This is a genomic window from Micromonospora sp. WMMD812, from assembly GCF_027497215.1.
Classification (GTDB): Bacteria; Actinomycetota; Actinomycetes; order Mycobacteriales; family Micromonosporaceae; genus Micromonospora.
In genome coordinates, this window is sequence record NZ_CP114904.1 from 6,722,602 (window position 1) to 6,739,645 (window position 17,044).

16 protein-coding genes and 1 pseudogene are annotated in these 17,044 nt (G+C 73.4%); 9 read left to right on the plus strand and 8 right to left on the minus strand.

What is annotated here, in order from left to right:
* Nucleotides 1-198 precede the first annotated feature (198 nt).
* The 4 genes from O7603_RS31060 to O7603_RS31075 all read right to left on the minus strand — a co-directional run bounded on the left by O7603_RS31060 (nucleotide 199) and on the right by O7603_RS31075 (nucleotide 4,239).
* Nucleotides 199-1,341, minus strand: coding sequence for an acyltransferase (locus O7603_RS31060; RefSeq protein WP_281573260.1), 1,143 nt, complete (start codon nucleotides 1,339-1,341; stop codon nucleotides 199-201).
* The gene (locus O7603_RS31065; protein WP_281573261.1) at nucleotides 1,338-2,258 is read right to left on the minus strand and encodes an alpha/beta hydrolase; all 921 of its coding nucleotides are present in this window, start codon (nucleotides 2,256-2,258) and stop codon (nucleotides 1,338-1,340) included. The genes O7603_RS31060 and O7603_RS31065 overlap by 4 nt, the downstream gene beginning before the upstream one ends.
* A 98-nt stretch (nucleotides 2,259-2,356) precedes the next feature.
* A complete protein-coding gene (locus O7603_RS31070) occupies nucleotides 2,357-3,019 on the minus strand; it encodes a response regulator transcription factor (RefSeq protein ID WP_281573262.1) in 663 nt (220 codons plus the stop codon).
* Complete coding sequence (locus O7603_RS31075) at nucleotides 3,016-4,239, minus strand: histidine kinase (RefSeq protein ID WP_281573263.1); 1,224 nt, start codon at nucleotides 4,237-4,239, stop codon at nucleotides 3,016-3,018. Before O7603_RS31075 ends, O7603_RS31070 begins: the two co-directional genes overlap by 4 nt.
* 151 nt (nucleotides 4,240-4,390) lie before the next feature.
* Between O7603_RS31075 and fabG the strand changes: the two genes are divergently transcribed.
* The 4 genes from fabG to O7603_RS31095 all read left to right on the plus strand — a co-directional run bounded on the left by fabG (nucleotide 4,391) and on the right by O7603_RS31095 (nucleotide 7,814).
* The gene (gene fabG / locus O7603_RS31080) at nucleotides 4,391-5,095 is read left to right on the plus strand and encodes a 3-oxoacyl-ACP reductase FabG (RefSeq protein ID WP_281573264.1); all 705 of its coding nucleotides are present in this window, start codon (nucleotides 4,391-4,393) and stop codon (nucleotides 5,093-5,095) included.
* 36 nt (nucleotides 5,096-5,131) lie between these two features.
* Nucleotides 5,132-5,899 carry an enoyl-ACP reductase FabI gene (gene fabI / locus O7603_RS31085; RefSeq protein WP_281573265.1) on the plus strand — a complete coding sequence of 256 codons (768 nt, stop codon included), beginning with the start codon at nucleotides 5,132-5,134 and terminating at the stop codon, nucleotides 5,897-5,899.
* Between the two features lie 70 nt (nucleotides 5,900-5,969).
* Nucleotides 5,970-6,998, plus strand: a complete 1,029-nt coding sequence (locus O7603_RS31090; RefSeq protein WP_281573266.1) for a ferrochelatase — start codon at nucleotides 5,970-5,972, stop codon at nucleotides 6,996-6,998.
* Nucleotides 6,999-7,034: 36 nt separating this feature from the next.
* Nucleotides 7,035-7,814 carry an HAD-IIA family hydrolase gene (locus O7603_RS31095; protein ID WP_281573267.1) on the plus strand — a complete coding sequence of 260 codons (780 nt, stop codon included), beginning with the start codon at nucleotides 7,035-7,037 and terminating at the stop codon, nucleotides 7,812-7,814.
* 66 nt (nucleotides 7,815-7,880) lie between these two features.
* Here O7603_RS31095 and O7603_RS31100 read toward each other — a convergent pair whose 3' ends face one another.
* From O7603_RS31100 to O7603_RS31110, 3 genes are all read right to left on the minus strand, one after another.
* Nucleotides 7,881-9,023 carry an FAD-binding oxidoreductase gene (locus tag O7603_RS31100; protein ID WP_281573268.1) on the minus strand — a complete coding sequence of 381 codons (1,143 nt, stop codon included), beginning with the start codon at nucleotides 9,021-9,023 and terminating at the stop codon, nucleotides 7,881-7,883.
* A gap of 99 nt (nucleotides 9,024-9,122) precedes the next feature.
* Nucleotides 9,123-9,377 carry a twin-arginine translocation signal domain-containing protein gene (locus tag O7603_RS31105; protein ID WP_281573269.1) on the minus strand — a complete coding sequence of 85 codons (255 nt, stop codon included), beginning with the start codon at nucleotides 9,375-9,377 and terminating at the stop codon, nucleotides 9,123-9,125.
* A 270-nt stretch (nucleotides 9,378-9,647) separates the two neighbouring features.
* Nucleotides 9,648-10,442 carry a hypothetical protein gene (locus tag O7603_RS31110; RefSeq protein WP_281573270.1) on the minus strand — a complete coding sequence of 265 codons (795 nt, stop codon included), beginning with the start codon at nucleotides 10,440-10,442 and terminating at the stop codon, nucleotides 9,648-9,650.
* A 170-nt stretch (nucleotides 10,443-10,612) separates the two neighbouring features.
* Here O7603_RS31110 and O7603_RS31115 point away from each other — a divergent pair, with 170 nt between their 5' ends.
* Nucleotides 10,613-11,425: a DUF3097 domain-containing protein gene (locus tag O7603_RS31115; RefSeq protein WP_281573271.1), complete on the plus strand. Its 813-nt coding sequence runs from the start codon at nucleotides 10,613-10,615 to the stop codon at nucleotides 11,423-11,425.
* Nucleotides 11,426-11,532: 107 nt separating this feature from the next.
* Here the strand turns inward: O7603_RS31115 and O7603_RS31120 are convergent, their stop codons facing one another.
* Complete coding sequence (locus tag O7603_RS31120) at nucleotides 11,533-12,840, minus strand: serine hydrolase domain-containing protein (protein WP_281573272.1); 1,308 nt, start codon at nucleotides 12,838-12,840, stop codon at nucleotides 11,533-11,535.
* Nucleotides 12,841-12,958: 118 nt separating this feature from the next.
* Between O7603_RS31120 and O7603_RS31125 the strand changes: the two genes are divergently transcribed.
* The 4 genes and pseudogenes from O7603_RS31125 (at nucleotide 12,959) to O7603_RS31140 (ending at nucleotide 16,972) form a co-directional block, all read left to right on the plus strand.
* The gene (locus O7603_RS31125; RefSeq protein WP_281573273.1) at nucleotides 12,959-13,432 is read left to right on the plus strand and encodes an NfeD family protein; all 474 of its coding nucleotides are present in this window, start codon (nucleotides 12,959-12,961) and stop codon (nucleotides 13,430-13,432) included.
* A gap of 5 nt (nucleotides 13,433-13,437) precedes the next feature.
* Complete coding sequence (locus O7603_RS31130) at nucleotides 13,438-14,541, plus strand: SPFH domain-containing protein (protein WP_281573274.1); 1,104 nt, start codon at nucleotides 13,438-13,440, stop codon at nucleotides 14,539-14,541.
* A gap of 164 nt (nucleotides 14,542-14,705) precedes the next feature.
* Entirely contained in the window at nucleotides 14,706-15,509 is an 804-nt protein-coding gene (locus tag O7603_RS31135; RefSeq protein WP_281573275.1) for a hypothetical protein, read from the plus strand.
* A 237-nt stretch (nucleotides 15,510-15,746) separates the two neighbouring features.
* A pseudogene (locus O7603_RS31140) lies at nucleotides 15,747-16,972 on the plus strand (IS110 family transposase).
* Nucleotides 16,973-17,044: the final 72 nt, after the last annotated feature.

Here is a 17,044-nt window from a genome sequence, read left to right on the forward strand (position 1 = left end):
ACCGGAGACGGGGACGTGCGGGAGCGGAGCTGGGTCAGCTCACCTGCTGCAGCCGTGGCTCAGCGGGGCTGACGATCGGCCCGGCCACGACTGGGAGGATCGCTATCTCGCACAGCGATCACCTCCTGCGGTCGGGCGGGGCCGGAACGTCGATCATCGTACACCCGGAGGAGGGCAACCGCGCACTCGGCCGACCGGTCACCGCACCCCCTCCCGGGGGGTGGACCCGACCCGATCCGGGCGGCCGGGAACGCCCGGCCGGCGTGCCCCGTCAGGGAGCCGTCCGGGCCGTCGCCGGGCGACCAGCCCCGCCAGCACGAGCGCGAGGATCGGCAGCCAGCAGAGGCGCGCGACCAGCCAGCCCGGGCCGTCCGGCGCGGTGTGCAGCCCGGGCAGCGTCGCGCCGGTGCGGGCGGCGAGCGCGGTGACCCCGACCAGCACCGGCTGGTGCCACAGGTAGATCCGCATGGCGTGCCGGTTGACCGCCTCCACCGCCCTGGCCGGGCCCGGGCGGGCGGTCAGCCGGAGCAGGGCCGGGCGGGCGAGCATCCCCAGCCCGACCTGGGCGACGGCCAGGGCCACCGCGACGAGCGTGGGCGGGTTCAGGTTGGACATCGCCGCGCCGGGCACCCCGACGGCGCTGGCCGGGTAGCCGGCGGCGATCAGGGCGGCGAGCCCGGCCGCCCCGCCCAGCGCGAGTCCGGCCGCCGCCCGCCGCCCGGTCAGCCGGCCGTCGGCGTGCGCCAATCCGAGCAGGTAGGGCACCCCCCACGCGGCCAGCAGGCTGACCGGCAGCAGGCCGCCCGCCGGCGGCAGCAGCCGGGCCGCCAGGTCCGTCCCGGCCACCGCCGCGACCGCCGGCGCGGCGCACCACCACGGACCCCACCGGCGTACGGCGGCGCGCAGCGGGCCGGTCAGCGCCATCAGGGCGCAGAGCGGCAGCAGGAACCACAGCGGGCTCACCGCCAGCGTCAGAGCGACCGCGAGGGTGTCGTCCGGCGTGCCGGCGACGGTGGCGACCAGCAGCACCGCGGCGCCGGTGCCGAGCAGCGCGACGGTGGGCAGCACCAGCCGGCGCAGCCGGTGGGTGAGCCAGCGACCCGCGCCGGCCCGGTGCCGGGCGGCGGAGCGGGCCGAGGCGTACCCGGCGGTGAAGTAGAACAGACCGAGGGTCTGCAGGAGCCAGGTCGCCGGTGCCAGGGCGGGCATCGCGGCGAGCGGGCTGGCCTGGTGCAGTGACCCGTCGGGGGCGAGCACCAGGCCCGTCACCAGCCAGTGCCCGAGCACCACCCCGCCGATGGCGTACCCGCGCAGCGCGTCGACCGCCCGGTCCCGCCTCACCGGGTCACCCCCGCGTCGACCGCGCCGGTGCGTGTCCCGTCGGTCGTGCCGATGAGCACCACCGACGCGAGCGCGGTCAGGGTCGCGCTGCCCGGGACGAGGTAGCCGTCGTGTCCGTGGACGCCGTCCACCGGCAGGGTGCGGGCGCCGAAGGCCGGGTCGGCGGGCCGCCGGCCGTGTCCCAGGCCGGGCAGGCGCACCGGTGGTACCCGGCGGATCCAGTCGTCCGGCGCCTCCGCCGCCCAGACCCGCCGCCCGCCGAGGGCCGCCGCCCGGTCCACCCCGACGCCCACTCCGCCGAGCGTCACCACGTCGGTGACCTGCGCCGGCGCGCCGGCCGCGGCGAGCCCCACCACCAGCGCACCGTAGCTGTGCCCGGCCAGCGTCACGCTGGCGGCCGGGCGGTGCGCGGCCAACCCGCGCAGCAGTGCGCGCAGCGCGACGGCGCCGCAGCGCGCGTCCGCCGGCCCGGCCGCCGCGAGCACCCCGTCCGGCGGGTCGTAGCCGAGCCAGGCCAGCACCGCCACCCGCGCGTGCGGGGCGGCCGCCCGCAGCGCGCGGTACAGCTCGCCGGCCTGCACCGCCGGGGCGCGTCGGGCGACCCCGCCGAGCCCCCGGTCGAAGTCGCGCAACGTGCTGCCCACGCCGGGCACCAGCACCACGATTCGGTCCGCGGTGGCGAGGTCGCCCCGGACCTCCACGGCCCGGCCGTCGCCGTGCGGGTCGAACAGCAGGAACCGCCGGCCGTCGGCGGCCCAGTCGGCGTACGGCGGGCCGGCCGCCCGCATCGCCGCCGCGGTGGCCGGGTATGCCTCGACGAAGCCGGCCGCCGTGACCGGCTCCGGCCGGGCGGGCAGGACCAGCCCGACGCCGAGCAGGGCGGCGAGTGTGGCCCGCGCGGGGGCTCTCCAGTGCATCGCGTGCTCCCTTCCGGATGATCCGGGAAGGAGAGTGCGGTGGGAGCCGGGCCGGCGGCGTCACCCCGGGGAGCGGTTCCGGACCCGCTACCGCGGGGCTACCCGCCGGCGGCGACCAGACCCGTCTCGTAGGCGAGCACCACCGCCTGGGCCCGGTCGCGCAGGTGCAGCTTGGCGAGGATCCGCCCGACGTGGGTCTTCACGGTCTGCTCGGCGACGACCAGGTCGGCGGCGATCTCCTGGTTGGAGCGACCCCGGGCGATCAGCCGCAGCACCTCGGTCTCCCGTGGGGTCAGCCCGGCCAGCTCGGTCGGGCGGGCCCGACGCCGCTCCGGCCGCGCCGCGAACTCCGCGATCAGCCGGCGCGTCACCGCCGGGGCGAGCAGCGCGTCGCCGGAGGCGACCACCCGGACCGCGTGCACCAGCTCGGCTGCCGGCGCGTCCTTGAGCAGGAACCCGCTGGCGCCGGCGCGCAGCGCCTCGTAGACGTAGTCGTCCAGGTCGAAGGTGGTGAGGATGAGCACCCGTGGCCGGTCCGCCGGCCGGTCGCCGAGGAGCTGCCGGGTGGCGGCAAGCCCGTCCAGGACCGGCATCCGCACGTCCATCAGCACCACGTCCGGGTCGAGCCGGCGGGCCGCGGCGACCGCCTGCGCGCCGTCCGCGGCGTCGCCCACCACCACCAGGTCCGGCTGGGCGGCCAGCAGCGCGCCGAAGCCCTCCCGCACCATCGCCTGGTCGTCGGCGATCAGCACCCGGATCATCGCTCCCCGTCCTTCCGGTCCCAGGGCAGCAGCGCGTCCACCGCGTAGCCGCCGTCGTCGGTCGGTCCGGCGGTGAACGTACCGCCGAGGGAGACGGCCCGCTCCCGCATGCCGGTCAGCCCGTGCCCGCCGCCCCGCCCGGCCGGTCCCGGCGTGCCGCCGCCGTTGACCACGCGTACGGCCAGCTCGCCGTCGCGGGCGCGTAGCGTGACGCGCACCGCGGCGCCGGCGGCGTGGCGGGCCGCGTTGGCCAGCCCCTCCTGGACGATCCGGTAGGCGGCCAGGCCCACCGGCGCCGGCGGCTCGGTGGGAACGTCGCTGTCCAGGGTCACCGCCATGCCCGCCCGTTCGGCGGACTCGACCAGCGCGGGCAGCTCCGCGAGGCCGGGCTGCGGTGCGGTCCGCGCGTCCTCCGACTCGCTGCGCAGCACGCCGAGCAGCCGGCGCATGTCGGTCAGCGCCGCGCGGGCGGAGTCGGCGATGGCGCTGAACTCGGCGCGCGCCGGCTCGGGCACCGCGTCCAGCCGGTACGGCGCGGTCTCCGCCCGTACCGCGAGCATCGACATGTGGTGGGCGACCACGTCGTGCAACTCCCGGGCGATCCGGGTGCGCTCCTCCAGCACCGCCCGGCGGGCCTTCTCCAGCTCGCTCAGCTCGGCCTGCTCGGCCAGGGCGCGACGGGTGCTGACGGTGCGCCCCACCAGGTCACCGAGGAGGAGGAGCACCAGGAACAGCAGGCAGATGCCGACCTGGATGTTCGGCGAGACGAAGATCCAGACCGGGACGAGGCTGAACAGCCCGACCCAGGCCAGCACGGCCCGGTCGACCCGCGCGGCCACGACGGTCAGCACCACGAAAATGATCAGGATCTGGGTGGGGCTCCATGGCCAGTCGTCCGTCGGGCGCCGGTTGAACGTGCCGAACAACTGCCCGAGGAACATGATCCGCCAGGCCCACAGCGGCCGGGCCAGCAGGAGCGGCAGCGGTGCGACGGTGAGGACCGCGAGCAGCCATGCGGTGGCGACGGGCAGCTTCCGCGAGTCGAGCAGGAACTGCGCGGTGATCAGGGTCAGCGCGACCAGCGCGAGCAGCCCGACCGTCCGGGCGACCGCGGCCGCCCGGGTCCAGCGCCGCAGCGATAGCCGGACCGCCGGGTAGTCCGGCCCGGCGACGGTGCGGCGCAGGGCGGCCAGGGCGCCAAGCAGGTGACGGCGGTCCACCCTCCGCAGGGTAGTTCGGCGGGGCGGTCGGGTCGTGCCCCCGCAGGGTGATCTACCGGGGCGTACCACGGTATGAGGTCGGGGCGGTTAGTGATTACCCTGCGGTAACGCCTAGTCTCCAAGCCGCAGCGATCTTTGGAGAGGAACCACCGTGGCTCGTACAGTCCTGGTTACCGGAGGTAACCGCGGGATCGGCCTGGCCATCGCGCAGGCATTCGCCAAGCAGGGCGACCGGGTGGCGGTGACGTACCGCAGCGGCGAGGCGCCCGAGGGCTTCTTCGGCGTCCGGTGTGACGTGACCGACGCCGAGTCGCTGGACGCGGCCTTCACCGCGATCGAGGGCGAGCTGGGGCCGGTCGAGGTCCTCGTCTCCAACGCCGGTGTCACCGACGACACGCTGCTGCTGCGGATGTCGGAGGAGCAGTTCACCCGGGTGCTGGACACCAACCTGACCGGCGCGTTCCGCTGCGCCAAGCGCGCCTCGGCCAAGATGCTCCGGGCCCGGTGGGGCCGCATGATCTTCGTCTCCTCGGTGGTCGCCCTGTCCGGCGGCGCCGGTCAGGTCAACTACGCGGCCAGCAAGGCCGGCCTGGTCGGTGTGGCCCGCTCGATCACCCGGGAGCTGGGCAGCCGCAACATCACCGCCAACGTCGTCGCGCCGGGCTTCATCGACACGGACATGACCGCGGTGCTGACCGACGAGCGCAAGGCGGAGATCCGCAAGTCGATCCCGGCGGGCCGGATGGCGACCCCGGACGAGGTCGCCGGCGTGGTCACCTGGCTGGCCGGCGACACCGCGGGCTACATCTCCGGCGCCGTCATCCCGGTCGACGGCGGCCTCGGCATGGGCCACTGACGCAGATCACCACGACTCAGACGGAGGAACCCCTGCATGTCCGGACTCCTGGCCGGTAAGCGGCTGCTGGTCACCGGCGTCATCACCGACGCCTCGATCGCCTTCTCGGTGGCGAAGCTCGCCCAGGAGAACGGCGCGCAGGTCGTCCTGACCGGTTTCGGGCGGCTCTCCCTGGTGGAGCGCATCGCCAAGCGGCTGCCCGAGCCCGCCCCGGTGATCGAGCTCGACGTCACCAACCCGGAGCACCTGGCCGGGCTGGCCGACAAGGTCCGCGAGCACGTGGACGGGCTGGACGGGGTGGTCCACTCGATCGGCTTCGCGCCGCAGAGCTGCCTCGGCGGCGGTTTCCTCGACGCCCCGTGGGAGGACGTGGCCACCGCCCTGCACGTCTCGACCTACTCGTACAAGTCCCTCGCGGTCGCGGCGCTGCCGCTGATGTCCGCCGGCGGCGCGGTGGTCGGGCTCACCTTCGACGCCACCAAGGCGTGGCCGGTCTACGACTGGATGGGCGTGGCCAAGGCCGGGCTGGAGTCGGCCTCCCGCTACCTGGCGCTGCACCTGGGCAAGCAGGGCATCCGCAGCAACCTGGTCTCCGCCGGCCCGCTGCGCACCATGGCCGCGAAGTCGATTCCCGGCTTCGAGCAGTTCGAGGAGGCCTGGACCGAGCGTGCCCCGCTGGGCTGGAGCCTCACCGACCAGGAGCCGGCCGCCCGGGCCTGCCTGGCCCTGCTCTCCGACTGGTTCCCGGCCACCACGGGCGAGATCGTGCACGTCGACGGGGGCTACCACGCGCTCGGGGCCTGAGCCGGGCCCGAAACGCCGCCGGCCCGGGGTGGTCGCCGGACCGTCCCGGGCATCGGGGAAGAATGGGGCCATGGCGTACGACGCGGTGGTGCTGGTCAGCTTCGGTGGTCCGGAGCGGCCCGAGGACGTGATGCCGTTCCTGCAGAACGTCACCCGGGGCCGCGGCGTGCCGCCCGAGCGGCTGGCCGAGGTCGCCGAGCACTACCAGCACTTCGGTGGCGTCTCCCCGATCAACCAGCAGAGCCGGGAGCTGCTGGCCGCGATCCGCGCCGACTTCGCCGCGCACGGCCTCGACCTGCCGGTCTACTGGGGCAACCGGAACTGGCACCCGATGCTCGCCGACACGGTGGCGCAGATGCGCGACGACGGGGTGACGAACGCGCTCGCGTTCGTCACCAGCGCCTACGGGGGCTACTCCTCGTGCCGGCAGTACCAGGAGGACATCACCGCGGCCCGGGCCGCCGTCGGCCCGGACGCCCCGATGATCGAGAAGCTCCGCCAGTTCTGGGACCACCCGGGCTTCGTCGAACCGCACGTCGACGCGGTGCGGGCGGCGCTCGGGCAGCTCGACCCGGCCCGGCGGGACACGACACGCCTGGTGTTCACCGCCCACTCGGTGCCCGCGTCGATGGCCGCCAGCGCCGGCCCGCACGGCGGCCGGTACGAGGCGCAGCTGCGGGAGACGGCCCGGCTGGTGGCGGCCGCGGCCGCCCCCGACCTGCCGTACGACCTGGTGTGGCAGAGTCGCTCGGGCCCGCCCCAGGTGCCGTGGCTGGAGCCGGACGTCAACGACCACCTCGCCGCGCTCGCCGAGCAGGGCACCACCGGCGTGGTGGTGAGCCCCATCGGGTTCGTCTCCGACCACCTCGAGGTGGTCTGGGACCTGGACACCGAGGCGCTGGAGACGGCCAAGCAGCTCGGTCTGGACTTCGCCCGTGCGGCGACCCCCGGCACCGACCCGCGATTCGTGGCGATGGTCCGCGAGTTGGTGACCGAGCGGACCGACCCGGACGGGACACGGTTGCGCCGGCGACTCGGCGAGCTGCCGCTCTGGGACACCTGCCCGGCGGTGTGCTGCGTACCGGCGCGCCGCCCGTGACACCGACCCGACCCCGACACCCCCTTGGGACCACCGATGAATGACCGCAAGCCCGTCGAGAGCTGGCTCACCGACATGGACGGCGTGCTCGTGCACGAGGGACAACCCGTGCCCGGCGCACCGGAGTTCGTCAAGCGGCTGCGCGCCTCCGGCAAGCCGTTCCTGGTGCTCACCAACAACTCGATCTACACCCCCCGCGACCTCCAGGCGCGGCTGAGCCGCATGGGGCTGGACGTGCCGGAGGAGGCGATCTGGTCGTCGGCGCTGGCCACCGCGCAGTTCCTCGGCGACCAGCGGCCGGGCGGCACCGCGTACGTCATCGGCGAGGCGGGGCTCACCACGGCGCTGCACGCGGTCGGCTACGTGCTGACCGACTTCGCGCCCGACTACGTGGTGCTGGGCGAGACCCGCACCTACAGCTTCGAGGCGATCACCAAGGCGATCCGGCTGATCAACGACGGCGCCCGGTTCATCTGCACCAACCCGGACGTGACCGGGCCGTCGGTCGAGGGCGCGCTGCCCGCGGCCGGCTCGGTCGCGGCCATGATCTCCAAGGCGACCGGGGTCGAGCCGTACTTTGTCGGCAAGCCCAATCCGATGATGATGCGTTCCGCCCTGAACACGATCAACGCGCACTCGGAGAGCACCGCGATGATCGGTGACCGGATGGACACCGACATCCTCTGTGGCCTGGAGGCCGGCCTGGAGACCATCCTGGTGCTCACCGGGATCAGCACCCGGACCGAGGCGGAGCGCTACCCGTACCGCCCGTCCCGCATCGTCGACTCGGTGGCGGACCTGATCGACGAGCTCTGACTCACTCGCCTCCTCGGTGCCCACGACGAGCTCTGACCCGCCGCGTCAGCGGCGGCGAGCTGCCGGTCAGCAGGATGCCGGTGGGATGCTCTGCTCGTACTGGAAGACGTTGTGCGGGTCGTACTTCGCCTTGATCCGGCGCAGCCGGTCGAAGTGGGGTCCCCAGTAGGCGCTCTCCCATTCGGCCATCCCGATGTTCGGCACGTTGACGTAGGCGCCGTTGACGTAGGGCCGCAACGCCTGGCTGAACTCGGCGATCCAGGCCTGGGCGATCGGGGTGACGGCGTCACCGCTGTTCGGCTCTCCACGAGTGCTCCAGCCGGCGCCGGGCTCGGAGTAGAAGAGCGCGTCGCGGTGCGGGAACGCCGCGCCGCCGCGGGGTTCCTTCGTCTGGGCTCCCCGGCCGAAGGCCTGGGTGAAGAAGTTGCTGTCCTCCGAGGGAGCGTCTTCCATGAACGCGCGGATCAGGCTGATCGCCTTCTTCGGGAACGGCTCGGTGGCGAACTGCGAGAAGAACTTCCAGTTCGCGGGCTCGTCCTCCGTCGGGATCTGGAACCCGGCGTAGATCTCGCGCCAGCCCCCGGTCTGCACCGTGACCTCGGGGTCGCCGATCGAGAGGATCGGTTCCAGCAGTTCCTTCGCCGCTGCCTCCCCGCCGTCCGCGAGGACCCCGAACAGCAGGATCTGGGATTTGTGGATCTCTAGCTGGGTGCCGAGGCGGCGGTCGGTGAACGGTGCGATGCGCTGCCAGGTGTCGAACACCTCGTGCAGGTCGCCGAGGCCGGCCCAGGTCGCTTGGACGTAGGCGACCGTCTTCAGTGGAGTCACCCGGTAGGTCAGTGAGGTGACGATCCCGAAGTTGCCGTTTCCCGCGCCGCGGAGCGCCCAGAGCAGGTCCGAATGGTGGTGCAGGTCCACCTCGATCGCCTTCGCGCCGTCGGCGCCCGACGCGACGACGATCTCCGCTCCGATCAGGTTGTCGCAGGCCATGCCGAGGTACCGGGTGAGGAAGCCGAAGCCGCCGCCGAGCGTCGCGCCCGACAGGCCCACGCTTCCCTCCGTTCCGGTCGTCACCGCGAGGTCCTGCTTCCCGAGCGTGGTCACCGCCTCCAACTGATTGAGCCCGGCGCCGACGGTCGCGGTGCGAGCGTCGGCGTCGACGTGGGCCGACTTCAGCTCGCTGACGTCGATCACGATGCCGTTGTCCACGTTCGATCAGCCCTCAAGGCTGTGGCGGCCGCTGCGCACCCGCAGCGCGACGTCGTTCTGCCGCGCCCACGTCAGGGCGTTGACCACGTCCTGCGTCTCCTAGGCGAAGACGATGACCAGCGGATAGCGGACGAACAGCTCGTCCCAGCCGAGGCTCGCGTTCGCGTACCCGGGGTCTTGGGGGCGGACGATACGGCCGGTCAGCTCCGCCGGTGGACACTTCGCGCCGGACGACGAACCAGAGCTGTCGGCCGCAAGGCCCGGGGTGCCGGCCATAATGCCCGGGACGACGACCGCCCCGGCGCCAACGGCTGCGGTCGCCTTGAGCAGGTCGCGGCGAGAAAGGTCGCGCATGGTCCGTATCCTCTCGATCGGTTAGGCCAGGGTTCGACCAAAGAGGACCGTTGCGGTCCGAACTGGCGCGCTAACCGAAGGTAATACGGGGTGTTTTGTCCGGGTTGTGAGATCTTGTCGCGGAACCCGGTCGGGTGACCTGAGCTGCCTCTTCCGGGCGGCGGGGACCGATACGGGGCCCTGATCGGGTGGCCGGGACGAGCGGGTCGCCAGCACACCAAGGGCCGGTGCGAGACAACACCCGGGCGGGAGTGGTCGCCTCGCGGAGCCTCAGGGGCGCAGCGGGGCGTTGCAGGCCGCGACGAGCGCCTGCCGGCACGCCGTGGTGAGCGGGCGCAGCGCCGCGTCACGCTGCTGGGCCTCGTAGTTGTTGATCGCGCCGCCTGGCGCGGCGTGGCCGGCCAGCGCGAGCACCCGGTCCAGCACGGCGGCCCGGGCGAAGAGCCGGCGGGCCCGCGGGTCGAAACCGGGCGGCAGGTCGGTGGCGCCGTCGGGGCGGCGCAGCGCTTCCAGCGCGCCGGCCAGCTCGGGCCGCCACTGGGCGACGTCGAGGCGGGTCAGCGCGGCGGTGGTCTCGGCGAGCGCGGCGGCCAGTTCCGCCTCCGCCTCGGCGGCGCCGGGCAGGACGAGCGAGGCCGACGGCGCGTCCGGGGGCAGCGGATAGACCCGCCAGAGCACCGTCTCGAACATGTCCCCGGACCCGGAGGTGTGCGAGCGGACCTGCGGGATCAGGCCCAGCCCGCCGGCCACCACCGCCTCGCCGGCGAGCAGCGCCGCGCCGGCGAAGTCGCCCGGGCCGGGCAGCCCGCGCGGGTCACCCGGTGCGGGCAGCACCAGCCGGATCTCGTCGGGCGAGAGCTTGGCCAGCGTGGGCAGCGCCTGGCCCAGCGGCACGTCGGTCCACGTGCCGGGGGCGTCGGCGACCAGGTGCTCCTCGTCACCGGCGATCGCGTCGGCGACCTCGTCGAAGGGCACCAACCCGGCGCGCCACGCGCGTACCCAGGCAACGAACCGGCTCGACCGGCGGGGCGCCAGCGTCGCCGCGCCCGCTGTGGGGGTGGACATGCCGAAAGGGTACGTGGTCATCACCGGCTGTGTCTCGACTGCCGCCCCGGCGGCGACGCCTGCCCCCAATGCCCGCTTCGACCCGTCCCCGGCCGTCCCGTGCCCCGACTCGCCAGGGCGGGCGGCGCGTCGGCGTGTCGGGCGGCGGGCCGGCGGTTAGCGTGATCGACATGGCGCGGCGGTACGAGAGCGACGTGTTGGCGGGGGACTGGCGGCGGCGCAAGGCCGTACCGGAGGTCGACGCCGAGCCGGACCTGGTCGTCGAGGACGCGGACTCCGGCTTCTGCGGCGCGGTGGTGGGCTTCGAGTCCGGCGCCGTGGTGCTGGAGGACCGGCGCGGCCGGCGGCGCAACTTTCCGCTGCTGCCGGCGGCGTTCCTGCTGGACGGGCAGCCGGTGACCCTGCGCCGCCCGGTCCGCACCCCGGCGCCGGCGCCGCGCCGGCGCACCGCCTCCGGTTCGATCGCCGTGGACGGGGTACGCGCCCAGGTCGCCAAGGCCAGCCGGATCTGGGTCGAGGGCGTGCACGACGCCGCGCTGGTCGAGCGGATCTGGGGCGACGACCTGCGGATCGAGGGCGTCGTGGTGGAACCGCTGGACGGCATCGACGCGCTGGCGGACGAGGTGCGCGCGTTCGCGCCGGGCCCCGGGCGACGGCTGGGCGTGCTGGTCGACCACCTGGTGCCGGGCAGCAAGGAGAGCCGGATCGTGGCCGGGGTGACCTCCCCGCACGTGCTGGTGACCGGGCATCCCTACGTGGACGTGTGGCAGGCGGTCAAGCCGGCGGCGCTCGGCATCGCGGCGTGGCCGGTGGTGCCGCCGGGGCGGCCGTGGAAGGAGGGGGTCTGCGCGGCGCTCGGGGTGGCCGAGCCCGCCGACATGTGGCGGCACATCCTGTCCCGGGTGGACAGCTTCGCCGACGTCGAGACCCCGCTGATCAACGCGATGGAACGCCTGATCGACTTCGTCACCGAACCAGCCTGACCCGGCCTCACCCGCGATCTTGCGCTTTCTGCCCCGGCAAATACCGTGAACTGGGACATCCTTGGGGCCGGAAGTGCAAGATCGGTGCGGCGGTACGGGACGGCGGGTCAGGGGGCTTCGTCGGGGCTGCGGGTGAAGACGAAGGTGGCGATGTCCAGCGTCACCGCCTGTCCGGTCTCGTCGCGCAGCACCGAGAGGATCTCGCCGTTCTCCGGGCCGGAGCGGCCGCGCCAGCGGTCCGGGCCCTCGGGGGTGAACCGGCTCTCCCGCTCGCCGCGCAGCAGGGCGATCAGCTCGCCCGTGGCCGCGTCCCAGGTCACGTCGAGCGGTACGCCCATCCACCACCAGCGGCCGGAGACCTCGATGGCCCCGGCGTCCGGGGCGGCGGTGGCCGGGCGCCACGGCGCCGGGCGCGCCGGCTCGGCGTCGAGCACGGTGGTGAGGATCCGCTGGCCGAGCCGCCCGATGGCGAAGCCGTACGAGTTGGCGAAGCCGACCACGGCGGTGTGGGAGGGGCGGTGCACCGCCAGGGCGGCCACGTAGCCGGGCATCGAGCCGCCGTGCCCGACGTACACCCGCTCGCCGCTGCGGTAGAGCTCCAGGCCGAGGCCGTGCCCGCCGGTCCACGAGTCGAGGTCGCTGACGACCACGGGCGCGCACATCTCGGCCAGCGTCCCGGCGTCGAGCACCCGCGGCGTCGGGTCGGCGAGGAACGCGGCCCACCGGGCCAGATCCTCGACGGTCGACCAGAGCTGGCCGGCGGGCGCCATCGCGCCGGTGTCGGTGCGCGGCTCCTCGCGCAGCGTGCCGTGCCACGGGTGCACCACGTACCCGCGGGCGAACGGCTCGGTGGCCGCGTACGTGGTGGCGTGCATGCCCAGCGGCTCGAGCACCCGCTCCCGCAGCAGCTCCGCCCAGGGCGTTCCGGTGATCCGCTCCAGCACCCCGCCGAGCAGCCCGTACGCCAGGTTCGAGTAGTGGTACGTCCGGTGCGCCGGGTACGCGATCTTCGCCGCGCTCACCCCGACCAGCAGGGTGGCCAGGTCGGCGCCCTCGGCCCGCTCCCACCACTCGCCCTCCGGCTCGCGTTGCAGGCCGCTGGCGTGCCCGAGCAGTTGGCGCAGGGTGAGCGTGCCGACGCCGGTGCCGGGCAGGTGCCGCTCCAGCGGGTCGTCCAGGGTCAGCCGACCCTCGTCGCGCTGCTGCATCACCAGCGTCGCGGTCATCGTCTTGCTGATCGACCCGATGCGGTACTGGAGGCCGGCGTCGGGGCGGGGGTGCTCGCCGGCCGTGGCGAGGTGGGCCAGCTCGCCGTCCCGGACCACGCCCATCACCAGCGACGGCGTCCGTCCGGCGGACTGCGCCTGCGCGACCAGGACGTCGACCTGACGGGCGGTGTCGGGCAGCAGGGACACGGGCTCTCCTCGATCGGGTCGGCGCGGTCCCGGGCGGTGTCCGGAGAGCGCGGGTGCCGCCGAGCTTATCGATCATCGCGGGGCGGCCGCGCGTGCATTCCCGTGTCACGATCGTGGGGTGGACGCCGTGGTGTGGATCGTGTTGGGTGTGGTGCTGGCGGTCGCCGAGATCTTCACGACGACGCTGTTCCTGATCATGTTCGCGACGGGCGCCTTCGCCGCTGCCGGTGCGGCGGCGCTCGGCGCGCCGACGGAGGTGCAGGCGCTGGTCTTCGCGGCGGTCTCCGCGCTGACCGTGTTGGTGGTGCGGCCGGTCATCCAGCGGCACCGTCGCTCGGCGCTGGAGGCCGGGGAGCAGCCGTTCGGGGTGGAGGCGCTCGAGGGCGCCACCGCGTTGGTGCTCGAGCGGGTCGACGCCGAGCACGGCCTGGTCAAGATCGATGGTGAGCTGTGGACCGCGCGGCCGTACGACTCGACGCAGTCGTTCGACCCGGGTGTACGGGTGCGGGTGATAAAGGTCCGGGGCGCGACCGCCCTGGTCTGGCAGGACGACGTTTCTTCCGCCGGCGGTTTGCCGGAAGCGAGAGGGTGAACGGGATGACAGCGATAACGGTGCTGGTGATCGCCGTGGCGTTGATCGCCGTGGTGACGCTGGCGAAGGCCGTGCGGATCGTGCCGCAGCAGCGCCAGGACGTGGTCGAGCGGCTGGGTAAGTACAAGCGGACCCTCAACCCGGGCCTGAACCTGCTGGTGCCGTTCATCGACGCGGTACGCACCAAGGTCGACATGCGGGAGCAGGTGGTCAGCTTCCCGCCGCAGCCGGTCATCACCTCGGACAACCTGGTGGTGTCGATCGACACCGTCCTCTACTTCAAGGTCGTCGACTCGGTCCGGGCCACGTACGAGATCTCGAACTTCCTCCAGGCCATCGAGCAGCTGACCGTCACGACGCTGCGCAACGTCATCGGCTCGCTGGACCTGGAGCGGGCCCTCACCAGCCGTGAGGAGATCAACCGGCACCTCTCCGGGGTGCTGGACGAGACCACCGGCCGGTGGGGCATCAAGGTGACCCGGGTGGAGATCAAGGCGATCGAGCCGCCGCCGAGCATCCGCGACTCGATGGAGAAGCAGATGCGCGCCGAGCGCGACCGCCGGGCCGCGATCCTCAACGCCGAGGGGCACAAGCAGTCGCAGATCCTCACCGCCGAGGGTGAGAAGCAGGCGGCGGTGCTCCGCGCCGACGGTGACCGGCAGGCCCGGATCCTCCAGGCGGAGGGCCAGGCGAAGGCGATCCGGACCGTCTTCGACGCGATCCACCAGGCCAACCCGAGCCAGAAGGTGCTCGCCTACCAGTACCTCCAGGCCCTGCCGCAGATCGCCAACGGCACCGCCAACAAGGTCTGGATCGTGCCGGCCGAGCTGACCAAGGCCCTGGAGGGCATGGGCGGCGCGCTCGGCGGGCTCAGCCAGATGGTCGGCGACGCGCCGAGCCCGGAGGCCTCCGACGGGGCGAGCGCCGTCGAGCGTGAGGCGGCCGAGGCCGCGCAGGCCGCGGCCGCCGCGGCCCAGCAGATCCACGACGAGGTACGCGTCGCCGAGGCGCAGGTGACCGGCGGGCAGCAGCAGGGGTTGCCCGCGCCGGAGCCGGTCTCCCCGGCGAGCCTGGTGGAGGACCCGGCCGACCAGCGCGAGCGCGGCTGATTTCCCGGGGTAGGGCGGACCTCCGGCCTACCCGAGGGCAAATGCGAGAAAGACTCATGGGGCGCTCCGGTGCCTGCCACCATCGGTCCTAGGACGGGCGGTGACCAGGTATCGGGGCGCCCCGGCGCGTCCCGCACCGCTCCCCGAGAAGAGCGAGGTGACGCATGAAGGATCCGGTGAATCGGATCTGGTCCTCCGCCCCGGTCCCCGGCGCGCACGACCCGACCGGCCCGCTCGGCACCCGGCGTACCGGCGGAGGGTTCGGAGTGCTGCCGTTCGTCGGTGAGCCCGGGCCCGCCGGACCGGCCACCAACGCCAGTTGGGCTTGGTCGGTGCGCCGGTTCGCCCGGGCCGCGGTGTGGCTGCTTCCCGCGTATGCCGTCCTCTACGGCGTGGTGGCGATGGCCAGCGACGGCGGAGTGGGCAACGACCCCTACCCGGCCGACGGTCGGCCGCTCTACCTGCTCGGCTGGGTGGCCGCGGTCTGGCTCGGGCTGCTCGCCCTGCTGGCCCTCACCGGGCTGCTCGCCGCGACCCGCAGCCGCCGGGTGGCCGCGACCGGACTGCTGGTCAGCATCGCCGGGACGGTGCTCATGCTGCCCTTCGCCGGTCTGGAGGAGCAGACCCCGGTCTTCGGCACCACCGCCCGCACGCTGGTGCTGGTCGGCGCCACCTGCTACAGCATCGGCTGGTTCCTCACCGGCTGGTCGGTGGCCCGGTCCGGCATGTTCAGCATGGGCGACGGGGTGATGCTGGTGATCGCCGCGCCGCTGCTCGGCCTCGGGGGTGCGCTGGTCGGCTCGTTGCAGACGTTCGGGGCGATCTTCGTGCTGATCGCCGGCATCGGCATCGGCTACCGCTCCGGGCGCCTGGTGCCGCACGACATCGCCCGCGACGCGGCCTCCGCGAGCGTCGCGACCGCCACCCCACCCCCAGCCACCCCAGAAGGCCCCCTAGCCACCCCCTAATGGGAGGCGTCGAGTCAGCCGGGAGGCAGACTCGATGTCCGGTAGCCGCGGACGAGTGAGCACTCCCACCCCTTGGACCGGTGAGTCCTAGGGTCAGACCGTGCCCTTGTCCGTGGTCGGGAGATGGACGGCTGATGGGATGTCGTGCCTGCCGGGGTCGGCGTGAGTACTGGTCCATTAGGGCGCTGGGTTCTCCCGCGGGCTGCTGACGGAGGTGCGGTGGAAACGGAGGCGGGTGTGCTGTTCGTCGGTGACGACTGGGCGGAAGATCATCACGATGTGGAGGTGCAGGACCAGCACGGGCGGGTGATGCGCATCACGCGGCTGCCCGAGGGCGTGGACGGGATGGCCCGCTTCCATGAGCTGGTCGCCGGGTTCCTGGCTGATGACGCCGACCCTGGTCAGGTGCTGGTGTGCATCGAGACTGATCGTGGGCCGTGGGTGCGGGCGCTGGTCGCGGCCGGCTACCAGGTGTTCGGGGTGAATCCGAAGCAGGCCGCGCGGCATCGGGAGTTGGTGTCGCTGTCGGGGGCCAAAAGTGACAAGGGCGATGCGCACGCCTTGGCTGACATGGTCCGGACCCGCCGTCATCAGCTGCGTCCGGTGGCCGCCGATTCCGACCTCGCCGAGGCGGTCAAGGTGGTGGCTCGGGCGCACCAGACGCTGATCTGGGAACGCACCCGGCACATGCTGCGGCTACGCACGGCGCTGCGGGAGTACTTCCCGGCAGCGCTGGATGCCTACCAGCCGCTGACACTGACCGGCACCGACACCCTCGAACTGCTGGCCAAGGCACCCACCCCGGACCAGGCGGCCAAGCTCACCCTCGCCCAGATCAGCGCGGCTCTCAAACGCGCCCGCCGCCGCGCGATCGCCGAAAGGTCGCCACGATTCAGCGGGCACTGCGCACCGCGCACCTGCGCCAGGCCGAGGTCGTCACCGCCGCCTACGCGGCCACCATCGCCGCCACGGTCGCGATCCTGCAAACCCTCAACGCCCAGATCCGGACCATGGAAAACCAGGTCGAGGCGCATTTTGGCCAGCAGCCGGACGCTGAGGTCTACCTCAGCCAACCCGGCATCGGCGTGATCCTCGGCGCCCGGGTGCTCGCAGAGTTCGGCGACGCACCCGCCCGCTACGCCGACGCCAAAGCCCGCAAGAACTACGCCGGCACAGCACCCATCACCCGCCAGTCCGGAAAATCCAGAACCGTCCACGCCCGCATCGTGCACAACGACCGACTCGTCGACGCCCTGCACACACAAGCCGGCGCCGCGATCCTGCACGATCCCGCCGTCCGCGCCTACTACGACGAACTCCGCGCCCGCGAGATCGGCCACAACGCCGCGCTCCGACAGGTCGGTAACCGCCTCGTCGGCATCCTCCACGGCTGCCTCAAGACGGCCACCCTCTACGACCCGACAACAGCCTGGTCACACCGAGCCCAACCCATCGCCGCTTGACATCCAAGCTCCTGGGATGTCTGACCCTGCGCTGCCGCTCTCCCCGGGGCCCTGCGTCGGCCGGTTGATCAT